The organism is Pseudomonas sp. ZY71 (assembly GCF_036542145.1).
Classification (GTDB): Bacteria; Pseudomonadota; Gammaproteobacteria; order Pseudomonadales; family Pseudomonadaceae; genus Aquipseudomonas; species Aquipseudomonas koreensis_A.
In genome coordinates, this window is the sequence record NZ_CP144274.1 from 2,963,344 (window position 1) to 2,984,267 (window position 20,924).

At 58.7% G+C, this 20,924-nt stretch carries 13 protein-coding genes; 3 read left to right on the forward strand and 10 right to left on the reverse strand.

The genetic code is table 11. The features are described from left to right. Positions 1-78: 78 nt before the first annotated feature. Positions 79-1,017 carry a sugar kinase gene (locus VY732_RS13170; RefSeq protein WP_331695631.1) on the forward strand — a complete coding sequence of 313 codons (939 nt, stop codon included), beginning with the start codon at positions 79-81 and terminating at the stop codon, positions 1,015-1,017. Positions 1,018-1,125: 108 nt separating this feature from the next. Here VY732_RS13170 and VY732_RS13175 read toward each other — a convergent pair whose 3' ends face one another. Together VY732_RS13175 and VY732_RS13180 are read right to left on the reverse strand one after the other, a co-directional pair. Further along, a complete protein-coding gene (locus VY732_RS13175; protein WP_007912322.1) occupies positions 1,126-1,401 on the reverse strand; it encodes a peptidylprolyl isomerase in 276 nt (91 codons plus the stop codon). 51 nt (positions 1,402-1,452) lie between these two features. Next, entirely contained in the window at positions 1,453-3,990 is a 2,538-nt protein-coding gene (locus VY732_RS13180) for a PAS domain-containing hybrid sensor histidine kinase/response regulator (protein ID WP_331695632.1), read from the reverse strand. Between the two features lie 113 nt (positions 3,991-4,103). Here VY732_RS13180 and VY732_RS13185 point away from each other — a divergent pair, with 113 nt between their 5' ends. Together VY732_RS13185 and VY732_RS13190 are read left to right on the forward strand one after the other, a co-directional pair. Then, a complete protein-coding gene (locus VY732_RS13185; RefSeq protein ID WP_331695633.1) occupies positions 4,104-5,213 on the forward strand; it encodes a PilT/PilU family type 4a pilus ATPase in 1,110 nt (369 codons plus the stop codon). A gap of 133 nt (positions 5,214-5,346) precedes the next feature. Beyond that, complete coding sequence (locus VY732_RS13190; RefSeq protein ID WP_147304404.1) at positions 5,347-9,114, forward strand: hypothetical protein; 3,768 nt, start codon at positions 5,347-5,349, stop codon at positions 9,112-9,114. Between the two features lie 48 nt (positions 9,115-9,162). On the opposite strand, the gene VY732_RS13195 is transcribed toward VY732_RS13190, so the two are convergent. From VY732_RS13195 to VY732_RS13230, 8 genes are all read right to left on the reverse strand, one after another. Beyond that, entirely contained in the window at positions 9,163-11,118 is a 1,956-nt protein-coding gene (locus VY732_RS13195) for an acetoacetate--CoA ligase (protein ID WP_331695634.1), read from the reverse strand. A 158-nt stretch (positions 11,119-11,276) separates the two neighbouring features. Further along, positions 11,277-12,050 (reverse strand): 3-hydroxybutyrate dehydrogenase, encoded by a 774-nt coding sequence (hbdH, locus tag VY732_RS13200; protein WP_331695635.1) that lies wholly within the window; start codon positions 12,048-12,050, stop codon positions 11,277-11,279. A gap of 7 nt (positions 12,051-12,057) precedes the next feature. Beyond that, positions 12,058-13,449: a GntP family permease gene (locus VY732_RS13205; protein WP_331695636.1), complete on the reverse strand. Its 1,392-nt coding sequence runs from the start codon at positions 13,447-13,449 to the stop codon at positions 12,058-12,060. Positions 13,450-13,756: 307 nt separating this feature from the next. Beyond that, entirely contained in the window at positions 13,757-15,163 is a 1,407-nt protein-coding gene (locus tag VY732_RS13210; protein ID WP_331695637.1) for a sigma-54 interaction domain-containing protein, read from the reverse strand. 167 nt (positions 15,164-15,330) lie between these two features. Next, positions 15,331-16,905 carry an ABC transporter ATP-binding protein gene (locus VY732_RS13215; RefSeq protein WP_331695638.1) on the reverse strand — a complete coding sequence of 525 codons (1,575 nt, stop codon included), beginning with the start codon at positions 16,903-16,905 and terminating at the stop codon, positions 15,331-15,333. Between the two features lie 9 nt (positions 16,906-16,914). Continuing rightward, positions 16,915-17,937 carry an ABC transporter permease gene (locus tag VY732_RS13220; protein ID WP_095120956.1) on the reverse strand — a complete coding sequence of 341 codons (1,023 nt, stop codon included), beginning with the start codon at positions 17,935-17,937 and terminating at the stop codon, positions 16,915-16,917. After that, a complete protein-coding gene (locus VY732_RS13225; RefSeq protein ID WP_077573122.1) occupies positions 17,937-18,998 on the reverse strand; it encodes a microcin C ABC transporter permease YejB in 1,062 nt (353 codons plus the stop codon). Before VY732_RS13225 ends, VY732_RS13220 begins: the two co-directional genes overlap by 1 nt. Further along, positions 18,998-20,866, reverse strand: a complete 1,869-nt coding sequence (locus tag VY732_RS13230; protein ID WP_331695639.1) for an extracellular solute-binding protein — start codon at positions 20,864-20,866, stop codon at positions 18,998-19,000. The genes VY732_RS13225 and VY732_RS13230 overlap by 1 nt, the downstream gene beginning before the upstream one ends. Positions 20,867-20,924 lie beyond the last annotated feature (58 nt).

Sequence of the window (20,924 nt, forward strand, 5' to 3'; positions counted from 1 at the left end):
ATGCATTCCCCTGTGGGAGCGAGCCTGCTCGCGAAGGCGCCAGTCCAGACACCATCGATCAACCAGAGACAGCACAAGATGAACACCCTCAGCCCCCTGGGCCCGAACACCCCGCGCATTGCCCTGATCGGCGAATGCATGATCGAACTGCAGCAGCGCGCCGACGGCAGCCTGCAGCAAAGCTTCGGCGGCGACACCCTGAACACCGCGGTGTATCTGTCCCGTGCAATGTGCGACAAGGCGCAGGTCGATTACGTCACCGCATTGGGTGATGACAGCTTCAGCGACGCCATGTGCCAGATCTGGACTAGCGAAGGTATCGGTCTCGATCTGGTGCAACGTCTACCGGGTCGCCTGCCGGGACTGTATTGCATCCAGACCGATGCCAGCGGCGAGCGGCGTTTTCTCTATTGGCGCAACGAAGCGGCGGTTCGCGACTGCTTCACCACGCCAGCCGCCGAGCCGATTCTGGCGGCATTGCCAGACTACGATGTGCTGTATTTCAGCGGCATTACCCTCGCTGTACTCGGTGCGCTGGGCCGGGAAAAACTGATCCAGACGCTGATCGAAGCGCGTCAGCGTGATGCGCGCATCGTCTTCGATAACAACTACCGGCCACGCTTGTGGGCCTCTGTCGAAGATGCGCGCGCGGCGTATCGCAGTGTGTTGCCCTACGTTGATCTGGCGTTGTTGACGGTGGATGACGAACAGGCGCTGTTCGGTTTCGCCGATTGCGAAGCGGTGTTTGCGGCGTATGCGCAATTCGGCACGCCGGAAGTGGTACTCAAGCGTGGCGCCGAGGCGTGTCTGATTCGTTGTGATGGCGAGACATTTGAAGTGCCGGCGCAGAAGGTCGAGAAAGTGGTGGACACCACGGCGGCGGGGGATTCGTTCAGTGCGGCGTATCTGGCCAGTCGCTTGCTGGGCGGCAGTCCGGCTGAGGCTGCCGAGGCCGGGCATTTGCTGGCCAGCCGAGTGATTCAGGTGCCGGGGGCATTGATTCAGAAACAGGCTTGAATGGCCGCTTGCTGCGCAATCGGTTCGCGAGCAGGCTCGCTCCCACAGGGGAATGCATTCCAAATGTGGGAGCGAGCCTGCTCGCGAAGAGGCCCTGAAGCCAACCACTCAATCGCGGTAAAACACCTGCACCAGGTGATACCCGAACTTGCTCTTGATCGGCCCATGCACGGTGCGCAACGGCTTTTTGAAAATCACCGCATCAATCGCCCCGACCATCTGCCCTGGCCGCACTTCACCCAGATCGCCGCCGCGTTTGCCGGACGGGCAGGTCGAAAATTTCTTCGCCAGCACATCGAACGCTTCGCCCTTGGCGATGCGTTGTTTGAGCTGTTCAGCCTCTTCGGCGGTTTTCACCAGAATGTGGCGGGCTTGGGCTTTCATCGTGCGGTACCTGATAACGGGGTGACGGCGGGGCGCGGATTATGCCTCAAGTCACGGGGTTTGGCTGATCATCGTGCGGATCTTGCTGGCGAGCAGCTCAATGGCAAACGGTTTGGCGACCATGTCCATGCCATCCTCGAGAAAACCCTGACGCTCGGCGGCTTTCTGCGCATAACCGGTCATGAACAACACCTTGAGACCCGGCCGATGCTGACGGGCGATTTCCGCCAGTTGCCGGCCATTCATGCCGGGCAGCCCGACGTCGGTGACCAGCAGATCCACGCGCAGATCTGACTCCAGCAGCGGTAGGGCGGCCTTGGCATCTTCGGCTTCGAAGGCTTGGTAACCCAACTCTCTGAGTAGATCGAGCACCAGCATGCGCACCGCCGGGTCATCTTCGACCACCACCACGGTTTCGCCAGTCGCCGTCGCCGGCGCTTGTTCAATGGGCGCGGTTGCCGGCCGTTCCGCCTCGACGCCGTACAAGCGCGGCAAGTACAACCGCACACAAGTGCCCTGGCCCGGCAGGCTGTCGAGGCTGACATGCCCGCCCGATTGCTGGGCAAAACCATAAATCATCGACAGCCCCAACCCGGTGCCCTGGCCGATGGGCTTGGTGGTGAAGAACGGATCGAAGGCCTTGGAACGCACGGACGGCGTCATGCCGGTACCGTTGTCGCTGACCGCGAGCATCAGGTAATCGCCGGCCTTGACCGGTTCGAGCGTGGTGATATCGCTGCCGTCGAGATAGACGTTGGCGGTCTCGATCAACAACTCGCCGCCATCAGGCATGGCGTCGCGGGCATTGATGACCAGATTGAGCAGGGCGTTTTCCAGTTGGCTGACGTCGGTGCTGACCGGCCAGACATTTTCTGCCAGACGCAGTTTGAGGTCGATCGGATCGCCCTTGGTTCGCCGGATCAGATCTTCCAGCGAATGCACCAGATCATTGACATTGAGGGTCTTGCGATCCAGCGATTGGCGCCGCGAAAACGCCAGCAAGCGATGGGTCAGCGCCGCTGCACGATTGGCCGATGACACCGCCGCTTCGGTAAAACGACCAATTTCGTCGGCCCGGCCGTTGGCAATATAGCGCTGCATCAAATCGAGACTGCCGATGATCCCGGTGAGCATGTTGTTGAAGTCGTGGGCGATACCGCCGGTGAGCTGGCCGACAGCCTCCATCTTCTGCGCATGGCGCAAGGCATCTTCGGCACGCTCGCGTTCGAACATCTCGTTCTGCAAACGCTGGTTGGCCTGGGCCAATTGCTCGGTGCGGGCGCTGACCCGCTCTTCGAGAGTTTCGTTGAGATTGCGCAAGGCTTCTTCGGTTTTCTTGCGCTCGGTCTCGTCGATCACAAAGATATAGAAGCCGTTGACGGCGCCGTCCGCCCCGTAACGTGGCAGGTAATTCATCAGCGCGTGACGACTGCTGCCATCGCGATGCGGGGTGTACAGGCTGAACGAACACGGTCTGCCGGCCAGCGCCTCGGCTATGTAAGGCAGGCGCAGGAAATACGCTTCTTCACCGATGACTTCGCGAATCGTGCGTCCGTAAAGCTCCTGCGGTGTTAGCCCGTACCAGTCCAGATAGGCCGCGTTGTTCAGGCGGAAGCGTTCTTCACGGTCGACATAACTGATCAGGATCGGCATGGCGTTGATGATCAACTGCAGTTCGGTCTGGCTCTGGCGCAACGCCTGTTCGGTGTGTTTGCGCTCGGTCAGGTCCAGCGCCGCACCGAGAAATCGCACGGGCCGGCCGTGATGATCCTTGTAGCAGCGTCCGCGAGCGAATACCCAGCGCACCTCGCCATCGGCTTGCAGCAAGCGATATTCCTCAGCGTATTCGGTGCCGTAGGTGATGCAGTGTTTGATGCTGCGCGCGACCATCGCGCGGTCTTCAGGGTGCACGCCTTGCAGGTAATCGCTGATCGGCAATCGGCCGGACAGGCCGGGATCAACGCCGTGCAGTTGGGCGAAATGCGCATCGGCGATAAAGCGGTCTTCGCCGATGTCCCAATCCCAGGTGCCGACGGCATCGGTCGCGGCCAAGGCCAGTTGCAGACGCTCCTCGGTTTCGCGTTGCGCCTTGAGGCTTTCTTCGGAGCGTCGTTGCAGTTCCAGCGCGATGCGCCGGCGTTCGTTGGTTTCGATGGCGGTGACCAGGATGCCGGCCACTTGCGCGGTTTCATCACGGATCGGGCTGTAGGTCAGATCCAGCCAGAAGTCGGATTCTTTGCCGTCCCGTTGCAGGGTGAAACGTCTTTCGCTGTAGGTGCGTACCTGGCCTTGTAGGACGGCGCTGTAAATCGGGTCGGTAAAGTCGCGAAGTTCCGGCCAGATCTGGTGTGCAGGCTGTCCGAAAGCGTGCGGATGCTTGTGGCCGGCGAGCAGAGCGAAGCCGTTGTTGTAGATCTGCGTGAGTTGCGGGCCCCACAGCAACAGCATCGGCATGGGCGAGTGAATCACGATGTCCACCGCGGTACGCAAGCTCTGCGGCCAGTTGCCGGCAGCACCCAGCGGGCCACGGCTCCAGTCGGTGCGGGCGATCAGTGCCTGAGCGTCGTCGGTGTTCGGTACAGCATTCATTACATCAGTCCTGAGCGTGGTTCGGTGAGGCGACGTCTATCATTGTTGCAGTTGACCTGCGCCAGGTGCAGGCCATTTTCTGTTCATTGAATGCTTCGCGGGTGCTTTTTGCCATGGAAATCGATGCACTGTTGTCAGTTTTGTCCAATAAAAACGGTTCGGATCTGTTCCTGTCTACAGGAGCACCGCCCAGTGCGCGTATCGATGGCGTGCTCACGGCGTTGAGCGAACAGCCTTTCAAGAACGGTGAGACCGCTGCCATCGCCGCCTCACTGATGGACGTCGAGCAACGACGGGAGTTCGACCGGGATCTGGAAATGAATCTGGCGATTTCGCGAGCGGGCATTGGTCGCTTTCGCGTGAACATCTTCAAGCAGCGCAACGATGTATCGATCGTCATTCGTAACGTCAAACTCGATATTCCGCGTTTCGCCGATCTGAAACTGCCGGCGGTACTGCTCGACACCGTCATGCTCAAGCAAGGGTTGATCCTCTTTGTTGGCGCCACCGACTCGGGGAAATCAACCTCGCTCGCCGCGCTGATCGATCATCGCAACCGCCACAGTAGTGGGCACATCATCACTATTGAGGACCCGATCGAATACATCCATCGGCATCAGCGCTCGATCATCAATCAACGTGAAGTCGGAGTCGATACACGCAGCTTTCACGCCGCGTTGAAAAACACCCTGCGCCAAGCCCCGGACGTGGTGCTGATCGGCGAAATTCGTGACCGCGAAACCATGGAGCATGCGTTGGCATTTGCCGATACCGGGCACCTGGTGTTGTCGACGTTGCATGCCACCAACGCCAATCAGGCGCTGGACCGGATCATCAATATGTTCCCGGAAGAGCGGCGGCCGCAGTTGTTGCAGACGCTGGGCAATAACCTGAAAGCATTTATCTCGCAGCGGTTGGTGCGCACTGTCGACGGGCAACGACGGGCTGCGGTCGAGGTGCTGTTGGGCACGCCAACCATCGCTGATCTGATCCGACACGGTCAGTTCGATGAACTCAAGCCGATCATGGAGAAATCCACCGAACCGGGTATGCAGACATTTGATGCAGCGCTGTTTTCGTTGGTTGCCGAAGGTGCAATCAGTGCACGGGATGCTTTGAAAAATGCAGACTCGATGAATAATCTTAAATTGCGAATTAAGCTGGCTGGAGATGAAAGTAGTAACAAGGGTTCGCCGTCAGGGGAGTGGGGACTAATGGATTGATGTTCAGTGAGTAGCTTCTGTGCATTGACGCGACATAACACCTCATATGTTTGATGTGGATCGGCCGTATCAAAGAAAGTAGAACGTCATCGGGCTGAAGTTGTCAGCCAACTAACTTGATGAGGTTCTAAGTGTGAGTGATAAAGCCCGCAGTAAACTATTCTGGTCTTCGGCTGTTGCGCTTTCCGAATGGAAGTACAGGTCTGAAGCAGATGCTGTTGAACGCCAGTGGGTCTTGGCCCGGTTGGAGGAAGCGTTAACCCGTTATACGGATGATCAAAAGATCAATTGGTATGCGCATGAAGTGGAGTTGCAGCCGGGATCGTCGTTGTACGAAATCTATAACCCCGGTCGGCTCGTGCTCAACGAACTGCTGGTAACCGGCCCGGTAATCGGTGCGCTAGGCCGGGAAGAGGCGCGTGATCATGACGGGCTTATACGCGTTACGTCTGACGGAAAGATGGAAGTCCGTGCCGTCAGAGGTTGGGTGGATCTGGTGGCGGCGCGTCACTTTGAATACAGTCAACCGACCCGGTCTACATTGAAATTGATCACGGATGTGGCCGAGGTGGCAGGCGGTTATATATGGCCCGATAACGATATAACCCTCGATCAATGGTTTCGGTTTCATGACATAAATATGCCAGAGAACAAGGCAAAGGTCAGGGAGCTGATTGCCTTGTTCAAGTTTGATCCTCCTGTCAGTGGGCCTGGAAACTATTGGGAGCATTTTCAAACGGAAGATCAAACATTGGTCGTGTTGAGCGAGGATCAATTGTCGGCCATTCGTAATGCAACTTCCAAGTTGATGCCGGGGAGGAAGCTTCTGTCCGCCCTATACAATGTAACCGGTCGCGCCGCTGTCACCCATGATAGCGCTGCCCAACTCATCACCGAGTTTGTCAATCATCCGATTGCACAGACGCTTGCCGGCGACTATCTGAAAGAGTTGGGTTGGTTCGGTGTTAACCAAGGGCAAACGGTTTCCGCTGATATTCTCCGGCAATTGCTGATGACGGCAATATTGCTTGATCTGGATCCATCTATTGGTCATGGCGTGAAGCGCAATCGTGTTGTTGGATTTGATCTGTATGCGCCGGGCAATCTAGACCGTCACCCATCGGTCGTGCGTGAAGAACTGACCACTTTGTTGCGAACCAGACAATGGGTTGATATTGGGTTGGAGCCTGTGGTCGCTCACCTGTTATTGGCACGCAACGCCCCGGAGTTTCTGGTCAGGGAGATCCCGTCGTCGATTACTCTCGGCTCGATAGGGTGGATCAGTTTCTGTCGTGCGGTCATGTTGGTCGAGAGTGTAAAAGCCGGGGCGACGCGAGTCATGACTTATGCCCAGGTAATGGTGTATGGCGAACTGCAACCGGTCAGTGAGTCGCAGAAACACAAGTATGATCTGGCCATGATCGACCCCATCGTCGATTGGGCCCTGATCAACCAGATTGTGACAACGGCGGAACTCGAGCAAGCCGAAGAAACCAGCACCCGCCGTGCGGTTGAAGCGTTCGAGCAACACTCGGAGAAATTCGCTCAAATCGCCAGGGCATTTTCAACCCCGTTACCCGACAGAGCGAAAATTGCCCGTGCGGCTTTGAAAATCGCCGCACCGGGTTGTGACACCCTGGATGAAAAAGCACTGTCCGAGCAAGGCGGGCAGCAGGTCATGTCCATGGTCGACTTGCATCAATCGGGCGACCTGTTCACTGGTCAGTGGGACAGGCGTACCGTGCGTCTGGTCACTAACGGTATCCCCTTGCCGGTCATCAACTACAACCCGTCCGGTGTCAGTGTCTACAAACGTTATCCGGATTTATTGAAACTGGCATCCTGTGACGAGGAGATGGATCGGCAGTTGGCCGTGCATTTCAATGATTTGAATAGCGCCATGTTATCTACCGTGAAACTGGCATTGGCGCAGATGCCGGAGGCGGACCTGCGCGTCTTCATGAATGCCGATATTCACTTCCTCACGGTACGCGAGTCCGCCGTTTATCATAAAACGCGCCGGCTCAGTGGCCCGCTGAAGATTGATCTCGACCAGGAAACACGACAAAGCAGAGATGCCGCTACGGGACGTTTTGGCATTGTGATGTATGCGTCCAACGAGAATGGCGACATCTGCTATGAATTGTTCACATCGCGTGGAGAAACTCGAAGAAATGACGCCTTGGCTGTTTTCATCAAACGAGAGCAGAAACTGCAGCAACGTTCGAGAATGAGTGCGAGCGGGGATGTAACGTTTCCACTGAGTATTACCGCGACGCAACGCCTCCCGCTCGACGTAAAACGCTATACCCATGCCACTGCCGAAGACTCTTCGATTACCAGCAGCATGGCCATCATCGATAATTTTGGCACGCTGAAAGAATCGCAAACACCGTCGACGCCAAAAACCGGGTTCTATCGAAAATTCAACGATCCGAATATCGAACGTATCGCCGAGTTTCTCGTCAAGAATCGACCCTACCTGAATAAAAATGAGCTGAGAGAAATAGTCCGCATACCGACCCCGCTCGAGCTCTCCAGGGAGGAGGGGGATCGATTGCTGACTTATTTCATTGACTTGTTGGTGCCTTTCAAAAAATGCATCGAGGATATTGCCTCGGGTGAACATGACAAGGTGGTGGATGGGATCTACGGATGTTTGATGGATGGAATTGGTCTGGTCGGAACGGTGGCGGGAGCCAGCTCCAAGGTGTTGAGCATTTCGGCCAAGGCTATTTCAACGACATCCAAAGCTGCACGGTTTACCCGGTTGGCATTCACCTCGGCCATTGGCCTTTTCAATCCGCTGGATGGCGTGCCGTCTGGCATACAGGTGGGCGGTAAACTGGTGCACAAGGGCTTGTTGCGCTTTAACAAAAACAGCCATGAGCTCCTCGCTAAGGCGAACAGCCAGTTGCACAAACTCAGTGGTCGCCGGCAATCCTATGATCTGATCAGTGCTTCCGAGAGTGCACATCTGGGAGTGGGGCATTGGCAACCACGTGGCACCACCGGCAACATCCTTACTGTTCTGGCCGCACGCAGTGGCAACAAATGGTATGCCTTGAACCGTCGTGGCAATCTGTGGGGGAAACCACTGACAGGCTTCGCCTATCAAGCGCCACTACAGTTGCCGTACTCACCAAAGACACTGCCGGCTAGTTACACGCGCAACTTCATCGAAAAAAGCCTGCCCCGTGCTCGGGCGAAGATCGACAACGCCATCGAAGTCATCAGCCGACATGAATTCAAGCGAGATGGCGATTTGCTGATGAAGGCACTGTTCGGTAACACTTCGCAGACGGCTACGACTCGACTGGTTAATTATTTGCGGTTGATTCGCTTTGACTTTGCTGGTTTCTCGATGAGCAATACACTGCTCAATGCATTCAAGCATAACGAGACAATCGCCTCTTTTGACGTGAACAACTACAAGCGTTGGAAAAGCGCCAGCTCCAGCGACGCGGCTGATATTGCGTTTGTCGAGATTTACACTCAAAACCTGAATAAACATTTCGTCAATCTGGGCTTCAACCATGATGTGGTGGCAGACGACCTGATTCATGAACTGTTCCACGGTAGTGCGCAGACCGCGGATGTTGGCTACGCCACCGACACCGAGCATCAAAGCAACACTGGGCAGCGGCTGGACGTGGCGCAACTGCTGAATCTTGCGTCCGGCAACCTGGCAGTGGCGGACTCGATCGCGAGTTACCATGCGGTGTCCGAAGCCTTCGAAAATGCGGACTCTCTAGCAGTTGCCACCTCGTTACTGAGTCAAATGGCTACGGACAGAGCTACTTTCGACCGCAACATGACGATCATTCGCGATGCACTTGACGTCAGTGCCGGTCGAGCGATTGTGCAGCCGGTTGTCATTACGCTGAACAAACCCCGCTGACGTCCAGCGTTGCCATCAACGTTTACGGTCAGCGCATCAGCGCCCGATTCAAGTATCAAGCTCCGGCCGATCCCGAAACTGCTCCAACGCTTCGGGATTGGCCAGCGCATCGGCGTTTTTCACCGGCCGTCCATGCACCACCTCGCGCACGGCCAGTTCCACAACCTTGCCGCTGATGGTGCGCGGAATGTCCGTCACCGCAACGATCTTCGCTGGTACATGCCTTGGGGTGGTATTGGCGCGGATCACCTGGCGGATTCGTTGTTCCAGCGCCTCGTCCAGTGTCAGCCCTTCACGCAACCTGACAAACAGCACAACGCGCACGTCATCCTGCCACTGCTGACCGATGGCGACGCTGTCCAGCACGTCGGCGACCTTCTCGACCTGACGATAAATCTCCGCGGTGCCGATGCGCACGCCGCCGGGATTGAGCACGGCGTCCGAGCGCCCATGGATCAGCATCCCGCCATGCGGCCGTTGTTCGGCGTAATCGCCCTGTGCCCAGACACCGGGAAACAGGCTGAAATACGACTGCCGCAGTCTTGTTCCGTCCGGATCATTCCACAGACCGATCGGCATGGCCGGAAAATGCCGGGTGCAGACCAGTTCGCCTTTTTCGCCAATCACCGGTTGCCTGTCATCGTTCCAGACTTCAACCGCCATGCCCAGGCTCTTGCCCATGTTCTCGCCGCGTCGCACGGCGCTCATCGGGTTGCCATTGACGAAACACGAGACGATATCGGTGCCGCCAGACATCGAGGCCAGACACACATCAGGTTTGAAATCGCGATAGACGAAGTCATAGCTTTGCGGCGATAACGCCGAACCGGTGCACAGCAGCGTCTTCAGGCTGCCCAGATCATGACTCTCGCGGGGTATGGCACCGCTGCTTTCCAGGGTCGCGAGGAACTTGGGGCTGGTGCCGAAAACACTGATGCGTTCATCGTCGATCAAGTCGAGCAAGCGCTGATTGTCCGGGTGAAACGGTGAACCGTCGTACAGCACCACGGCACTGCCAACCGCGAGCGCCGAGACCAGCCAGTTCCACATCATCCAGCCGCAGGTCGTGTAGTAAAACAGCCGGTCCCCGGGGCCGAGATCACAGTGCAGGCCGTGCTCCTTGACGTGCTGCAGCAACACGCCGCCGGTGCTATGGATGATGCATTTCGGCACACCGGTGGTGCCGCTGGAATACAGCACGTACAGGGGATGGTTGAAGGGCACCGCGACAAAGTCCGGTTCGCCACCCGACTCATAAAACTCGTCCCACAAGGTCACGTCGGCGCCAGTGCGGTAAGACTCGACCTGGGCCTGAGGCTGGGCGTAAGGCACGATGATCAACTGCCGTAACGTTGGCAGCTGTTCGAGTATTCCGTTGATCTTGTCGGTCTGGTCGATGGTCTTGCCGGCATAGCGATAAGCGGCGCAGGTGATCAACACCTTCGGCTCGATCTGACCGAAGCGGTCGATCACGCCGTGGGTGCCGAAGTCCGGTGAGGAGCACGACCAGATCGCGCCGAGGCTGGTGGTGGCCAACATCGCCACCAGGGTCTGCCAGGTATTCGGCATGCACGCCGCGACACGATCGCCGAGGCCAACGCCGGCGGCTTGCAGGCTTGCTTGAAAACCGGCGACGTGCTCGGCGAGTTCGGCCCAAGTCAACTGCTCGCGCTGGCCATTCTCCGCCACGCTTATCACCGCCACAGCATCGTCGCGACGACGCAGCAGGTGTTCGGCGAAGTTCAGCGTGGCGCCGGGAAACCACTCGGCGTCGGGCATTTGTGCGCCTTCGCACAGCACGGCGTCGGGCTGGGTGTGAAAGCGGATATCGAAGGTATCGACGATGGCCTGCCAGAACTCCGCGCGCTGCTCGACGCTCCATTGGTGCAGGGCCGGGTAGTCGTCGAGTTTCAGATGATGACGTTGATTGACCGCGCAGCGGAAGGTGTCCATGCGCGATTGGGCGATACGGTTGGCGTCGGGTTGCCAGAGGATGTCGGACATTGGTTGCCTCTTGTTTTATTCATGCACAAGGTCGAGCGCACACATGACACCTGTGGGAGCGAGCCTGCTCGCGAAGACGTCCGTGCACTCAACGACTTCATCGGCTGACCCACCGCTTTCGCGAGCAGGCTCGCTCCCACAGAGAGGGGATGGCTGTGCTATTGGGCGAGCCAGCCACCATCAATATTCCACGCCGCCCCGCGCACCTGGCTGCCAGCCTCGCTGCACAAAAACAGCACCAGTTCGCCCAGATGCTGCGGTGTGACGAACTCCAGCGACGGCTGTTTCTCGGCGAGCAGATCATGTTGCGCCTGCTGCGGATCGACACCCTTGGCCGCTCGATCATCGATCTGCTTCTGCACCAGCGGCGTCAGCACCCAACCCGGGCAGATCGCGTTGCAAGTGACGTTACTGGTGGCGGTTTCCAGGCCAACCACTTTGGTCAAACCGATCACGCCGTGCTTGGCGGCCACATAAGCCGCTTTGCCGGCCGAGCCGACCTGGCCATGCACCGAGGCGATATTGATGATTCGTCCCCAGCCCTTGGTACGCATCCTCGGCAGGCTCAGGCGCGTGCTGTGAAACACCGAAGACAGGTTGATCGCGATGATCGAGTCCCAGCGCTCGACGGGGAATTCTTCCACGGCGGCAACATGCTGGATGCCCGCGTTGTTGACCAGAATGTCGACACCGCCGAACTCGCGCTCGGCATAGGCGATCATGTCGGCGATTTGCGCCGGGTCACTGACATCGGCCGGATGATGGCCGACCTTGCCGCCGAATTGCCCGACCTCGGCGATGACTTTGGACGCATCACCAAAGCCGTTGAGAATCAGATTCGCCCCAGCCTTGGCCAGGCTCAGTGCGATGCCCAGGCCGATGCCGCTGGTGGAACCGGTAACCAGTGCAGTCTTGCCGGAAAGAGTGGTCATGAATACCTCACACAATGCCAGTGGCGTAGAAAGTGCCGATCACGACGAAAACCGCCAGGGTCTTGATCAGCGTAATACAGAAAATGTCTTTATAGGCTTCACGGTGGGTCAGACCGGTGACCGCCAACAGGGTGATGACCGCGCCGTTGTGCGGCAGGGTGTCCATGCCGCCACTGGCCATCGCAGCCACGCGGTGCAGCACCTCCAGCGGGATGTTCGCCGCGTGGGCTGCGCTGATGAACTGCTCGGACATCGCCGCCAGCGCAATGCTCATGCCACCCGATGCGGAACCGGTGATACCGGCCAGCAGCGTAACGGTGATGGCTTCGTTGACCAGTGGATTGGGGATTTGCTTGAGCCAGTCCGCCAATACCAGGAAGCCCGGCAGCGACGCGATCACCGCGCCGAAACCGTACTCGGAAGCGGTGTTCATCGCCGCCAGCAAGGCACCGCTGACCGCGCTTTTGCTGCTTTCGGCGAGCTTGCTGCGAATGGCCTGAAAGCCGAACGCGAGCACCATCACAATGCCGACCAGCAACGCCGCCTGCACCGCCCAGATTGCCGTCAGTTTGGCGATCTCGGTGGTGACCGGCGTGGCCATGCCTGGCAGTGCGAGGCTGTGGGTCTTGCCGTACCACTGTGGAATCCACTGGGTGAACAACAGGTTCATGATGCCCACTGCCAACAACGGCGAAAGCGCAACCCATGGGTTTGGCAGTTTCAGGTCTTCAGCGGTTTCCGGCTCGTTGCGCAGCTCGGTGCCGTAGCCCTCGCCGGCGCGCTGGGCCTTGTTGCGTTGACGCTGCAGAAACAGCATGCCGGCGCAGAACACGAAAATCGTGCCGATCACGCCCAGCCACGGCGCCGCCCACGCGGTGGTATTGAAGAACGTGCTGGGGATGATGTTCTGGATCTGCGGCGTGCCGGGCAGGGCGTCCATGGTGAACGAGAACGCGCCGAGGGCGATGGTCGCCGGGATCAGCCGCTTGGGAATATTGCTCTGGCGGAACATCTCCGCTGCAAACGGATACACCGCGAACACAACGACGAATAGCGACACGCCGCCGTAAGTGAGGAGGGCGCAGACCAGCACGATCACCAGCATCGCCTGTTTGGTACCGAGCAAACGAATGGCCGCAGCGACAATCGAGCGGGAGAACCCCGACAGTTCGATCAATTTGCCGAACACGGCACCGAGCAGGAAAACCGGGAAATACAGTTTGATGAAGCCGACCATTTTCTCCATGAACACCCCGGTGAACGCAGGGGCGACGGCAGAAGGGTCGGTGAGCAGGACCGCACCGAGGGCGGCAATCGGGGCGAAGAGGATAACGCTGTAGCCACGGTAGGCAGCCAGCATCAGCAGCGCCAGGGCTGCCAAGGCAATGATCACACTCATGGTGTGTCTCTCCAGAATTGTTATTTTTGTGGGTGGAACGGGTGTGGGAGAGGCGTTAGCGAGAACTGTGCCAGATATGTAAGTTGCTGAAATATATGAAGTTAATCTGAGTGATTGAATCGCAAATGAGTTGTTTGTCTCTGTTTTGAGATGGTGTTGATCGATTTGGCGTCATCGCGAGCAGGCTCACTTCTACAGGGGGGATGTGCACACCTGTAAAAATGTAGGAGTGAGCCTGCTCGCGATGAGTGCGAAGCACTCCTGTGTGTCTGTCTCTATGTGGAGATCTATATCTCTGTATGAAGACTCAAGCGATTCCCAGCGCCACCATCTTCTTGTACAGCGTCGACCGCCCCAGCCCCAGTCGAGCCGCCGCTTCCGGCACTTTACCCGCACATTGCGCAAGAGCTGCCTGAATCAACTGCCGATCAAACCGCTCCCGCGCCTGAGCAAAAGTCTCGTCAGCCAGCGTCTCCATCGTCGGCACCGAGGCACGCTCAACCGGCGTCAACGTACCAATCGCCGCACGAATATCCTGCTCGGTCAGCATCAAGTCATCACTGAGCAATGCTGCCCGCTCCAGCACATTGCGCAGCTCGCGAATATTCCCAGGCCAGGCGTGCTGACCAAGCAACGCCAGCGCATCACCGTGCAGCTCGTGCTGACTGCGCAGCTCTTCCAGAATCGCTTCGCTAAGCGCCGGCAGATCATCGAGACGTTCACGCAATGGTGGCACCTGAATCGGCAATACGTTGAGGCGATAGTACAAATCGGCGCGGAACTCACCGCGTTTGATCGCCGCTTGCAGATCGGTCGAAGTGGCGGCAATCACACGCACGTCGCTCTGAATCACCTCGTTGGAGCCGACCGGTTCGAATTCCTTTTCCTGCAACACGCGCAGCAGTTTGCTTTGCAGGGGCAGCGGCATGTCGCCAATCTCGTCGAGAAACAATGTGCCGCCCTGGGCGATCTGCAGCTTGCCGGTGCGACCCTTGCGGTCGGCGCCGGTGAACGCGCCGGGTGCGGTGCCGAAAAACTCCGCTTCCAGCAACGCCTCGGGAATCGCCGCGCTGTTGATGCTGACGAAGGCCTTGTGTGCTCGTGGCGAGGCGCCATGAATCGCCTGGGCCAGCAACTCTTTACCGGTGCCGGTTTCGCCGAGCAGCAACACCGGCGACTCGGCGCTGGCGCTGCGCCGGGCACGGCGTTTGACTTCGAGGCTGGCGGCGCTGGTGCCGATAAAGTGGGCGAAGTTGTATTTGGTCTGCCGGGCGCGCAGCAGGGAGCGGGTCGAAGCCAGTTCTTCCTGCATGCTCAAGTAACGTTTGAGCATTGGCGACAGGGTGCGCAGCTCGTCGAACAGGGCAAAACCGATCGCGCCGATCACCGTGCCGGCGTCGTCATGGATCGGCAGGCGCATCACCACCAACGGCTCTTTCGGGGTGTCCTGCATATCCAGCAGGATAGGGCGCCCGGTGCGCACGACTTCGCGCAACAGACTGCCTGGGATCACGCTTTCACAGGGTTTGCCGATGGCGCCTTCAGCCGATTCGAGACCGAAACGCCGGGCGTAACGCTCGTTCATCCAGACGATGTTGGCATCGCGATCGACGATCACCGTGCCTTCGCTGGATTGCTCGATGATCTCGAACAGCGAACGGATCGCCAGGGTGCGGACCCGTTGGTAGTCCTTGAGGCTTTCGGTGGTGTTCATGGAGGCTGATCCTGATTGTTTGTTGCCTGCGCCGGCCCTTTCGCGAGCAGGCTCGCTCCCACAGTGGGCCGGGGTGTTCACAAATTTTGTAAACGACCGTGAATCTTATGGGAGCGAGCCTGCTCGCGAAAGCCGCGACCCGGTTTCAAGCCGAACGCATATGATGCCTACTGCGGATGCGCCGCCGCCAACAGCTCTTTGGTATACGGATGCTGCGGCGCATCGAACACCTCATGACTGGCGCCACGCTCGACCACTTTGCCGTCCTTGATAACGATCATATCGTGGGCCAGGGCGCGCACAACCGCCAGATCGTGGCTGATGAACAGATAGGTCAAACCGTGTTTTTCCTGAAGCTGGCGGAGCAGGGCGACCACTTGTTTCTGCACCGTACGATCGAGTGCCGAGGTCGGCTCGTCGAGCAGGATCAGCGCCGGTTTCAGCACCAGTGCCCGCGCAATAGCGATGCGTTGGCGCTGGCCACCGGAGAACTCGTGGGGATAGCGATGGCGACTCTCGGGGTCGAGGCCGACTTCTTTAAGCACACGGATGACTTGCTCGTCGCATTCATCAGCCGTCGACTCGCAATGCACTTCCAGGCCTTCGCTGATGATCTGCGCCACTGACATGCGCGGGCTGAGGCTGCCGAACGGATCCTGAAACACCACCTGCATCTGTCGACGCCATGGGCGCATCTGTTTCTGATTGAGACCGTCGAGCGCCTGACCCTGAAAGCGGATACCGCCCTCGGAGTCGAGCAAACGCAGGATCGCCTGGCCCAATGTCGACTTGCCGGAACCGGATTCGCCGACGATACCCAACGTCTTGCCACGCTGGATGCTCAGACTGATGCCGTCCACCGCGCGCAGGTATTGCTTGCGCTGGAACAGACCGCCACCGATGACAAACTCAACCTTCAGATCCTCGACTTCCAGTACGTTCTCGCGCTCATCGCGGGGCAGGGCTTCGCCGTCGGGTTCGGCGTTGAGCAGCACGCAGCTGTAAGGATGCTTCGGCTCGGTAAACAGGGTTTCGCAGGGCGCCTGTTCGACGATTTCCCCGGCCTTCATCACGCACACGCGCTGGGCAATACTGCGCACCAGATTGAGATCGTGGCTGATCAGCAGCAGCGACATGCCCAAGCGTTGTTGCAGGGATTTGAGCAGCAGCAGGATCTTGCGCTGTACCGTCACGTCGAGCGCCGTGGTCGGTTCGTCGGCGATCAACAGCTCCGGTTCGCAGGCCAGGGCCATGGCGATCATCACCCGTTGCCGTTGTCCGCCAGAGAGTTGATGCGGGTAAGCCTTGAGGCGTTCCTTGGGTTTCTGGATGCCCACCAGACCGAGCAGTTCGAGGATCCGTGCCTGTGCTGCTTTACCACCGAGGCCACGGTGCAACAGCAGCGTTTCGCCGATCTGTTTTTCGATGGTGTGCAGCGGATTCAGCGAGGTCATCGGCTCCTGGAAGATCATCGCGATGCGGTTGCCGCGCAACTCGCGCAAGACCTTGGGATCAGCGCCGATCAGTTCCTGTCCGCGATAGCGAATGCTGCCGGTGGTTTGCGCTTCGCTTTCGGGCAGCAACTGCAGAATCGAATGCGCGGTCACCGATTTGCCCGAGCCCGATTCGCCCACCAACGCCAGGCACTCACCAGGACGAATGTCCAGACACAGGTCGCGCACCACGCTCTGGCCATGGAAGGCGACGTTGAGGTTACGGATTTCAATCAGGTTGTCAGTCATGGCCACGCTTCAGGATCGAGGGTCGAACGCGTCACGCAACGCTTCGCCGATGAACACCAGTAAAGAAAGGATCAGCGCCAGGGTGAAAAACGCCGTCAACCCGAGCCACGGAGCTTGCAGGTTCTGTTTGCCTTGCCCGATCAACTCACCCAAGGAGGCACTGCCGGCGGGCATGCCGAAGCCGAGGAAATCCAGCGCGGTGAGGGTGGAAATCGCCCCGGTCAGAATGAACGGCAAGTAACTCAGTGTCGCGTTCATCGCATTGGGCAGAATGTGCCGGAAGATCACCTTGCGATCACTCAGGCCCAGCGCGCGGGCGGCTTTGACGTACTCCAGATTGCGTCCGCGCAGGAACTCGGCGCGCACCACATCCACCAGTGCCAGCCATGAAAACAGCGCCATGATCCCCAGCAGCCACCAGAAGTTCGGTTCGACAAAACCGGAGAGAATGATCAACAGGTACAGCACTGGCAGCCCCGACCAGACTTCCAGCACGCGTTGCCCGAGCAAATCGACCCAGCCTCCGTAGTAGCCCTGCAATGCACCGGCGGCGATACCGATCAGGGCGCTGACAAAGGTCAGCATCAGGGCAAACAGAATCGATACCCGTGCGCCGAAAATCACCCGCGCCAACACATCGCGCGATTGATCGTCCGTGCCCAGCCAGTTGACCGACGTCGGCGGACTCGGCGCCGGTTTGTTGAGGTCGTAATTCGGTGTGTCATCACTGAACGGAATCGGTGGGAACAGCAGCCAGCCACCGTCCTTGCGAATCAGGTTCTGCACATAGTCGCTGCGATAATCCGCCTGGAACGGCAGTTGCCCGCCGAACTCCTGCTCGGTGTGGCGCTTGAAGACCGGGAAGTACCATTGGTCCTGATAGCTGACGACCAATGGCTTGTCATTGGCGATCAACTCGCCACCCAGTGTCAGCACAAACAGGCCGATAAACAGCCATAACGACCACCAGCCACGGCGGTTTTTCTTGAAGCGCTCGAAGCGCCGACGGCCCAGAGGCGAGAGCTTGAACATCAGGCGTTCCTCGCCGCGAAGTCGATACGCGGATCGACCAGCGTGTAACACAGGTCGCCGACCAGTTTTATCAGCAGGCCGAAGAGGGTGAAGATGAACAGCGAACCGAACACCACCGGGTAGTCCCGCGAAACCGCGGCTTCGTAGCTCATGCGCCCGAGACCGTCGAGGGAGAAGATCACTTCAATCAGCAAGGAGCCGGCGAAGAACACGCTGATGAATGCCTGCGGGATGCCGGACACCACCAGCAACATCGCATTGCGGAACACATGCCCGTAGAGCACGCGGCGCTCGCTCAGGCCTTTGGCCCGCGCGGTCACCACGTACTGGCGGGTGATCTCATTGAGAAACGAGTTTTTCGTCAGGATCGTCAGCGTGGCGAAACCACCGATCACCAGCGCCGTCACTGGCAGCACCAGGTGCCAGAAATAATCAGCGATCTTGCCGAGGGTCGACAGCGATTCGAAGTTGTCCGACACCAGGCCGCGAACCGGAAACCAGTTCAGCGACGTGCCGCCGGCAAACACCACGATCAGGAACATCGCAAACAGAAACGCCGGCATCGCGTAACCGATGATGATCGCCGTGCTGCTCCAGATATCGAAATGACTGCCATGGTGCACAGCCTTGCGGATCCCCAGCGGGATCGACACCAGATAAGTGATCAGCGTCGCCCACAGCCCGAGGGAAATGGTCACCGGCATTTTTTCCAGGATCAGGTCGGTGACCGTCGCGCCACGGAAGAAGCTCTTGCCGAAATCCAGTTGCGCGTAGTTCTTCAACATCAGCCACAAGCGTTCGTGGGCCGGTTTATCGAAGCCGTACTGTTTTTCGATGTCCTTGATCAGTTGCGGATCGAGGCCGCGACTGGCACGGGAGGTGCCGCTCATGGTTTCGCTGGCGCCGCCACCGACACCGGCGCCGCCGATCCCTTGCAGGTGGGCGATGGCCTGTTCTACCGGGCCGCCGGGTGCGGCCTGGATGATCACGAAATTGACCAGCAGGATGATCACTAGCGTCGGAATGATCAGCAGCAGACGCCGCAGTATGTAACCCCACATCAGTGCGGTCCTCCGGGTCTGCCACGGGCGATTTTCTCGGCGGTCATCTGCTGATTGGTCAGCGGCGTGCTGCTGATTTCCCACCAGCTCTCGATGGCTTCGTCATTGCTGGCTTGCACTGAGGGTATGCCGAAGCGGTTCCACCACACCGTCGACGTGCCCGGCGGATAGTAGTTGGGAATCCAGTAGTAATTCCATTGCAGCACCCGGTCCAGGGCATGGGCGTAATGCAGCATGTCGGACTGCGTGGATGCGCGAATCAGACCGTTGATCAGGGTATCCACCGCCGGGTTTTTCAACACCATGTAGTTGTTCGCGCCCGGGTCGTTGGCCGACGCCGAGGCGAAGTAATTGAGCAACTCGCCCCCCGGCGAAGTGCTGACCGGGTAGCCGGTGACGATCATGTCGTAGTCGCGGCTCATCAGCCGGTTGACGTATTGCGAGGAGTCGATACGGCGGATGTTCAGGTCGATACCGATCTGTTTCAGCGTGCGTTTGTACGGCAGCAGCAAGCGATCCATACCGTTCTGGCTGACCAGGAAGGTGAAGCTCAGCGGCTCGCCTTGCGCATTCACCAGTTGATCGCCATCCGGTTTCCAGCCGGCCTGTTCGAGCAGTTCGAGGGCTTGCAGTTGTTTATCGCGGATCAGGCCACTGCCGTCGGTTTTCGGGGCCTCGAAGACTTTGCTAAAGACTTCGTCGGGAACCTGACCGCGCAGCGGTTCGAGGATTTTCAGCTCCTGCGCATCGGGCAGTTCGCTTGCTGCCAGTTGCGTGTTGGAAAAATAGCTTTGTTGGCGGATATACATGCCGCGCATCATCTGCCGGTTGCTCCACTCGAAGTCCCAGAGCATGGCCAAGGCCTGGCGCACGCGGCGATCGGCGAACATCGGTTTTTGCAGGTTGAACACAAAGCCTTGGGCCGACTGGGGTGCCTCGGTGGCCAGATGCGCCTTTTGCAGGCGTCCGTCGCTCAGTGCCGGGCTGTCGTAGCCGATTGAATAGCCGGTGGCCGAGAACTCGCGGTTGTAGTCGTAGGCACCGCCGCGCAGCACTTGCCGGGCGACATCGGTATCGCCGAAGTACTCGATGCTGAAATGATCGAAGTTGTAGAGACCGCGACTGACCGGCAAATCCTTGCCCCACCAGTCAGCGTTGCGTTCAAAGGTGATGCTGCGCCCCGAATCGACTTTTCCGACTCGATAAGGGCCGCTGCCCAGTGGTGGTTCATAGCCGCCACCCCCGGCGAAATCGCGGCTCTTCCACCAATGCTCGGGGAAGACTGGCAGGGTTGCGATGTCCAGTGGCAGGGTGCGGTTTTCATTGCTCTTGAAGTCGAAACGCACGGTCAACGGTGCTTCGACTTCGACGCCTTTGACGTCAGCAAACTGGGTGCGATAACGCAGGCTGCCCTGGGTCATCAATAAATCGTAGGTGTAGCGTACGTCCTCGGCGGTAATCGGCTTGCCATCAGCAAAACGTGCCTTGGGATTGATGAAGAACCGCAGCGACAGACCATCGTCCGAGCGCTCCATCTTTTGCGCGACCAGTCCGTAAACCGTGTAAGGCTCGTCCAGCGAACGCTGAGCCAACGGCGAATAGAGCAAACCATCGATCTGCGTGACGCCGATGCCTTTGTCTATATAAGGAAGGATGTGGTCGAAGTGGCCGATCTCGATGGCCGAACGGCGCATCGTCCCGCCCTTGGGCGCTTGCAGGTTAGTGTAGTCGAAGTGGCTGAAACCGGCAGGGTACTTGGCGGGTTCGCCATAAACGGTCAACGCGTGTTGTGGTGCAGCGTTCGCGCCGGCGGTGCCCGTCAGCAGGGCGAGGGCGGTGAGCATCAATGTGGGGAAAACCAGTCGCATTGTCAGCCTTGGAACCGGGAAATCGATAAGCGCAAGTTGTACGCGAGAGGCGCGTCAG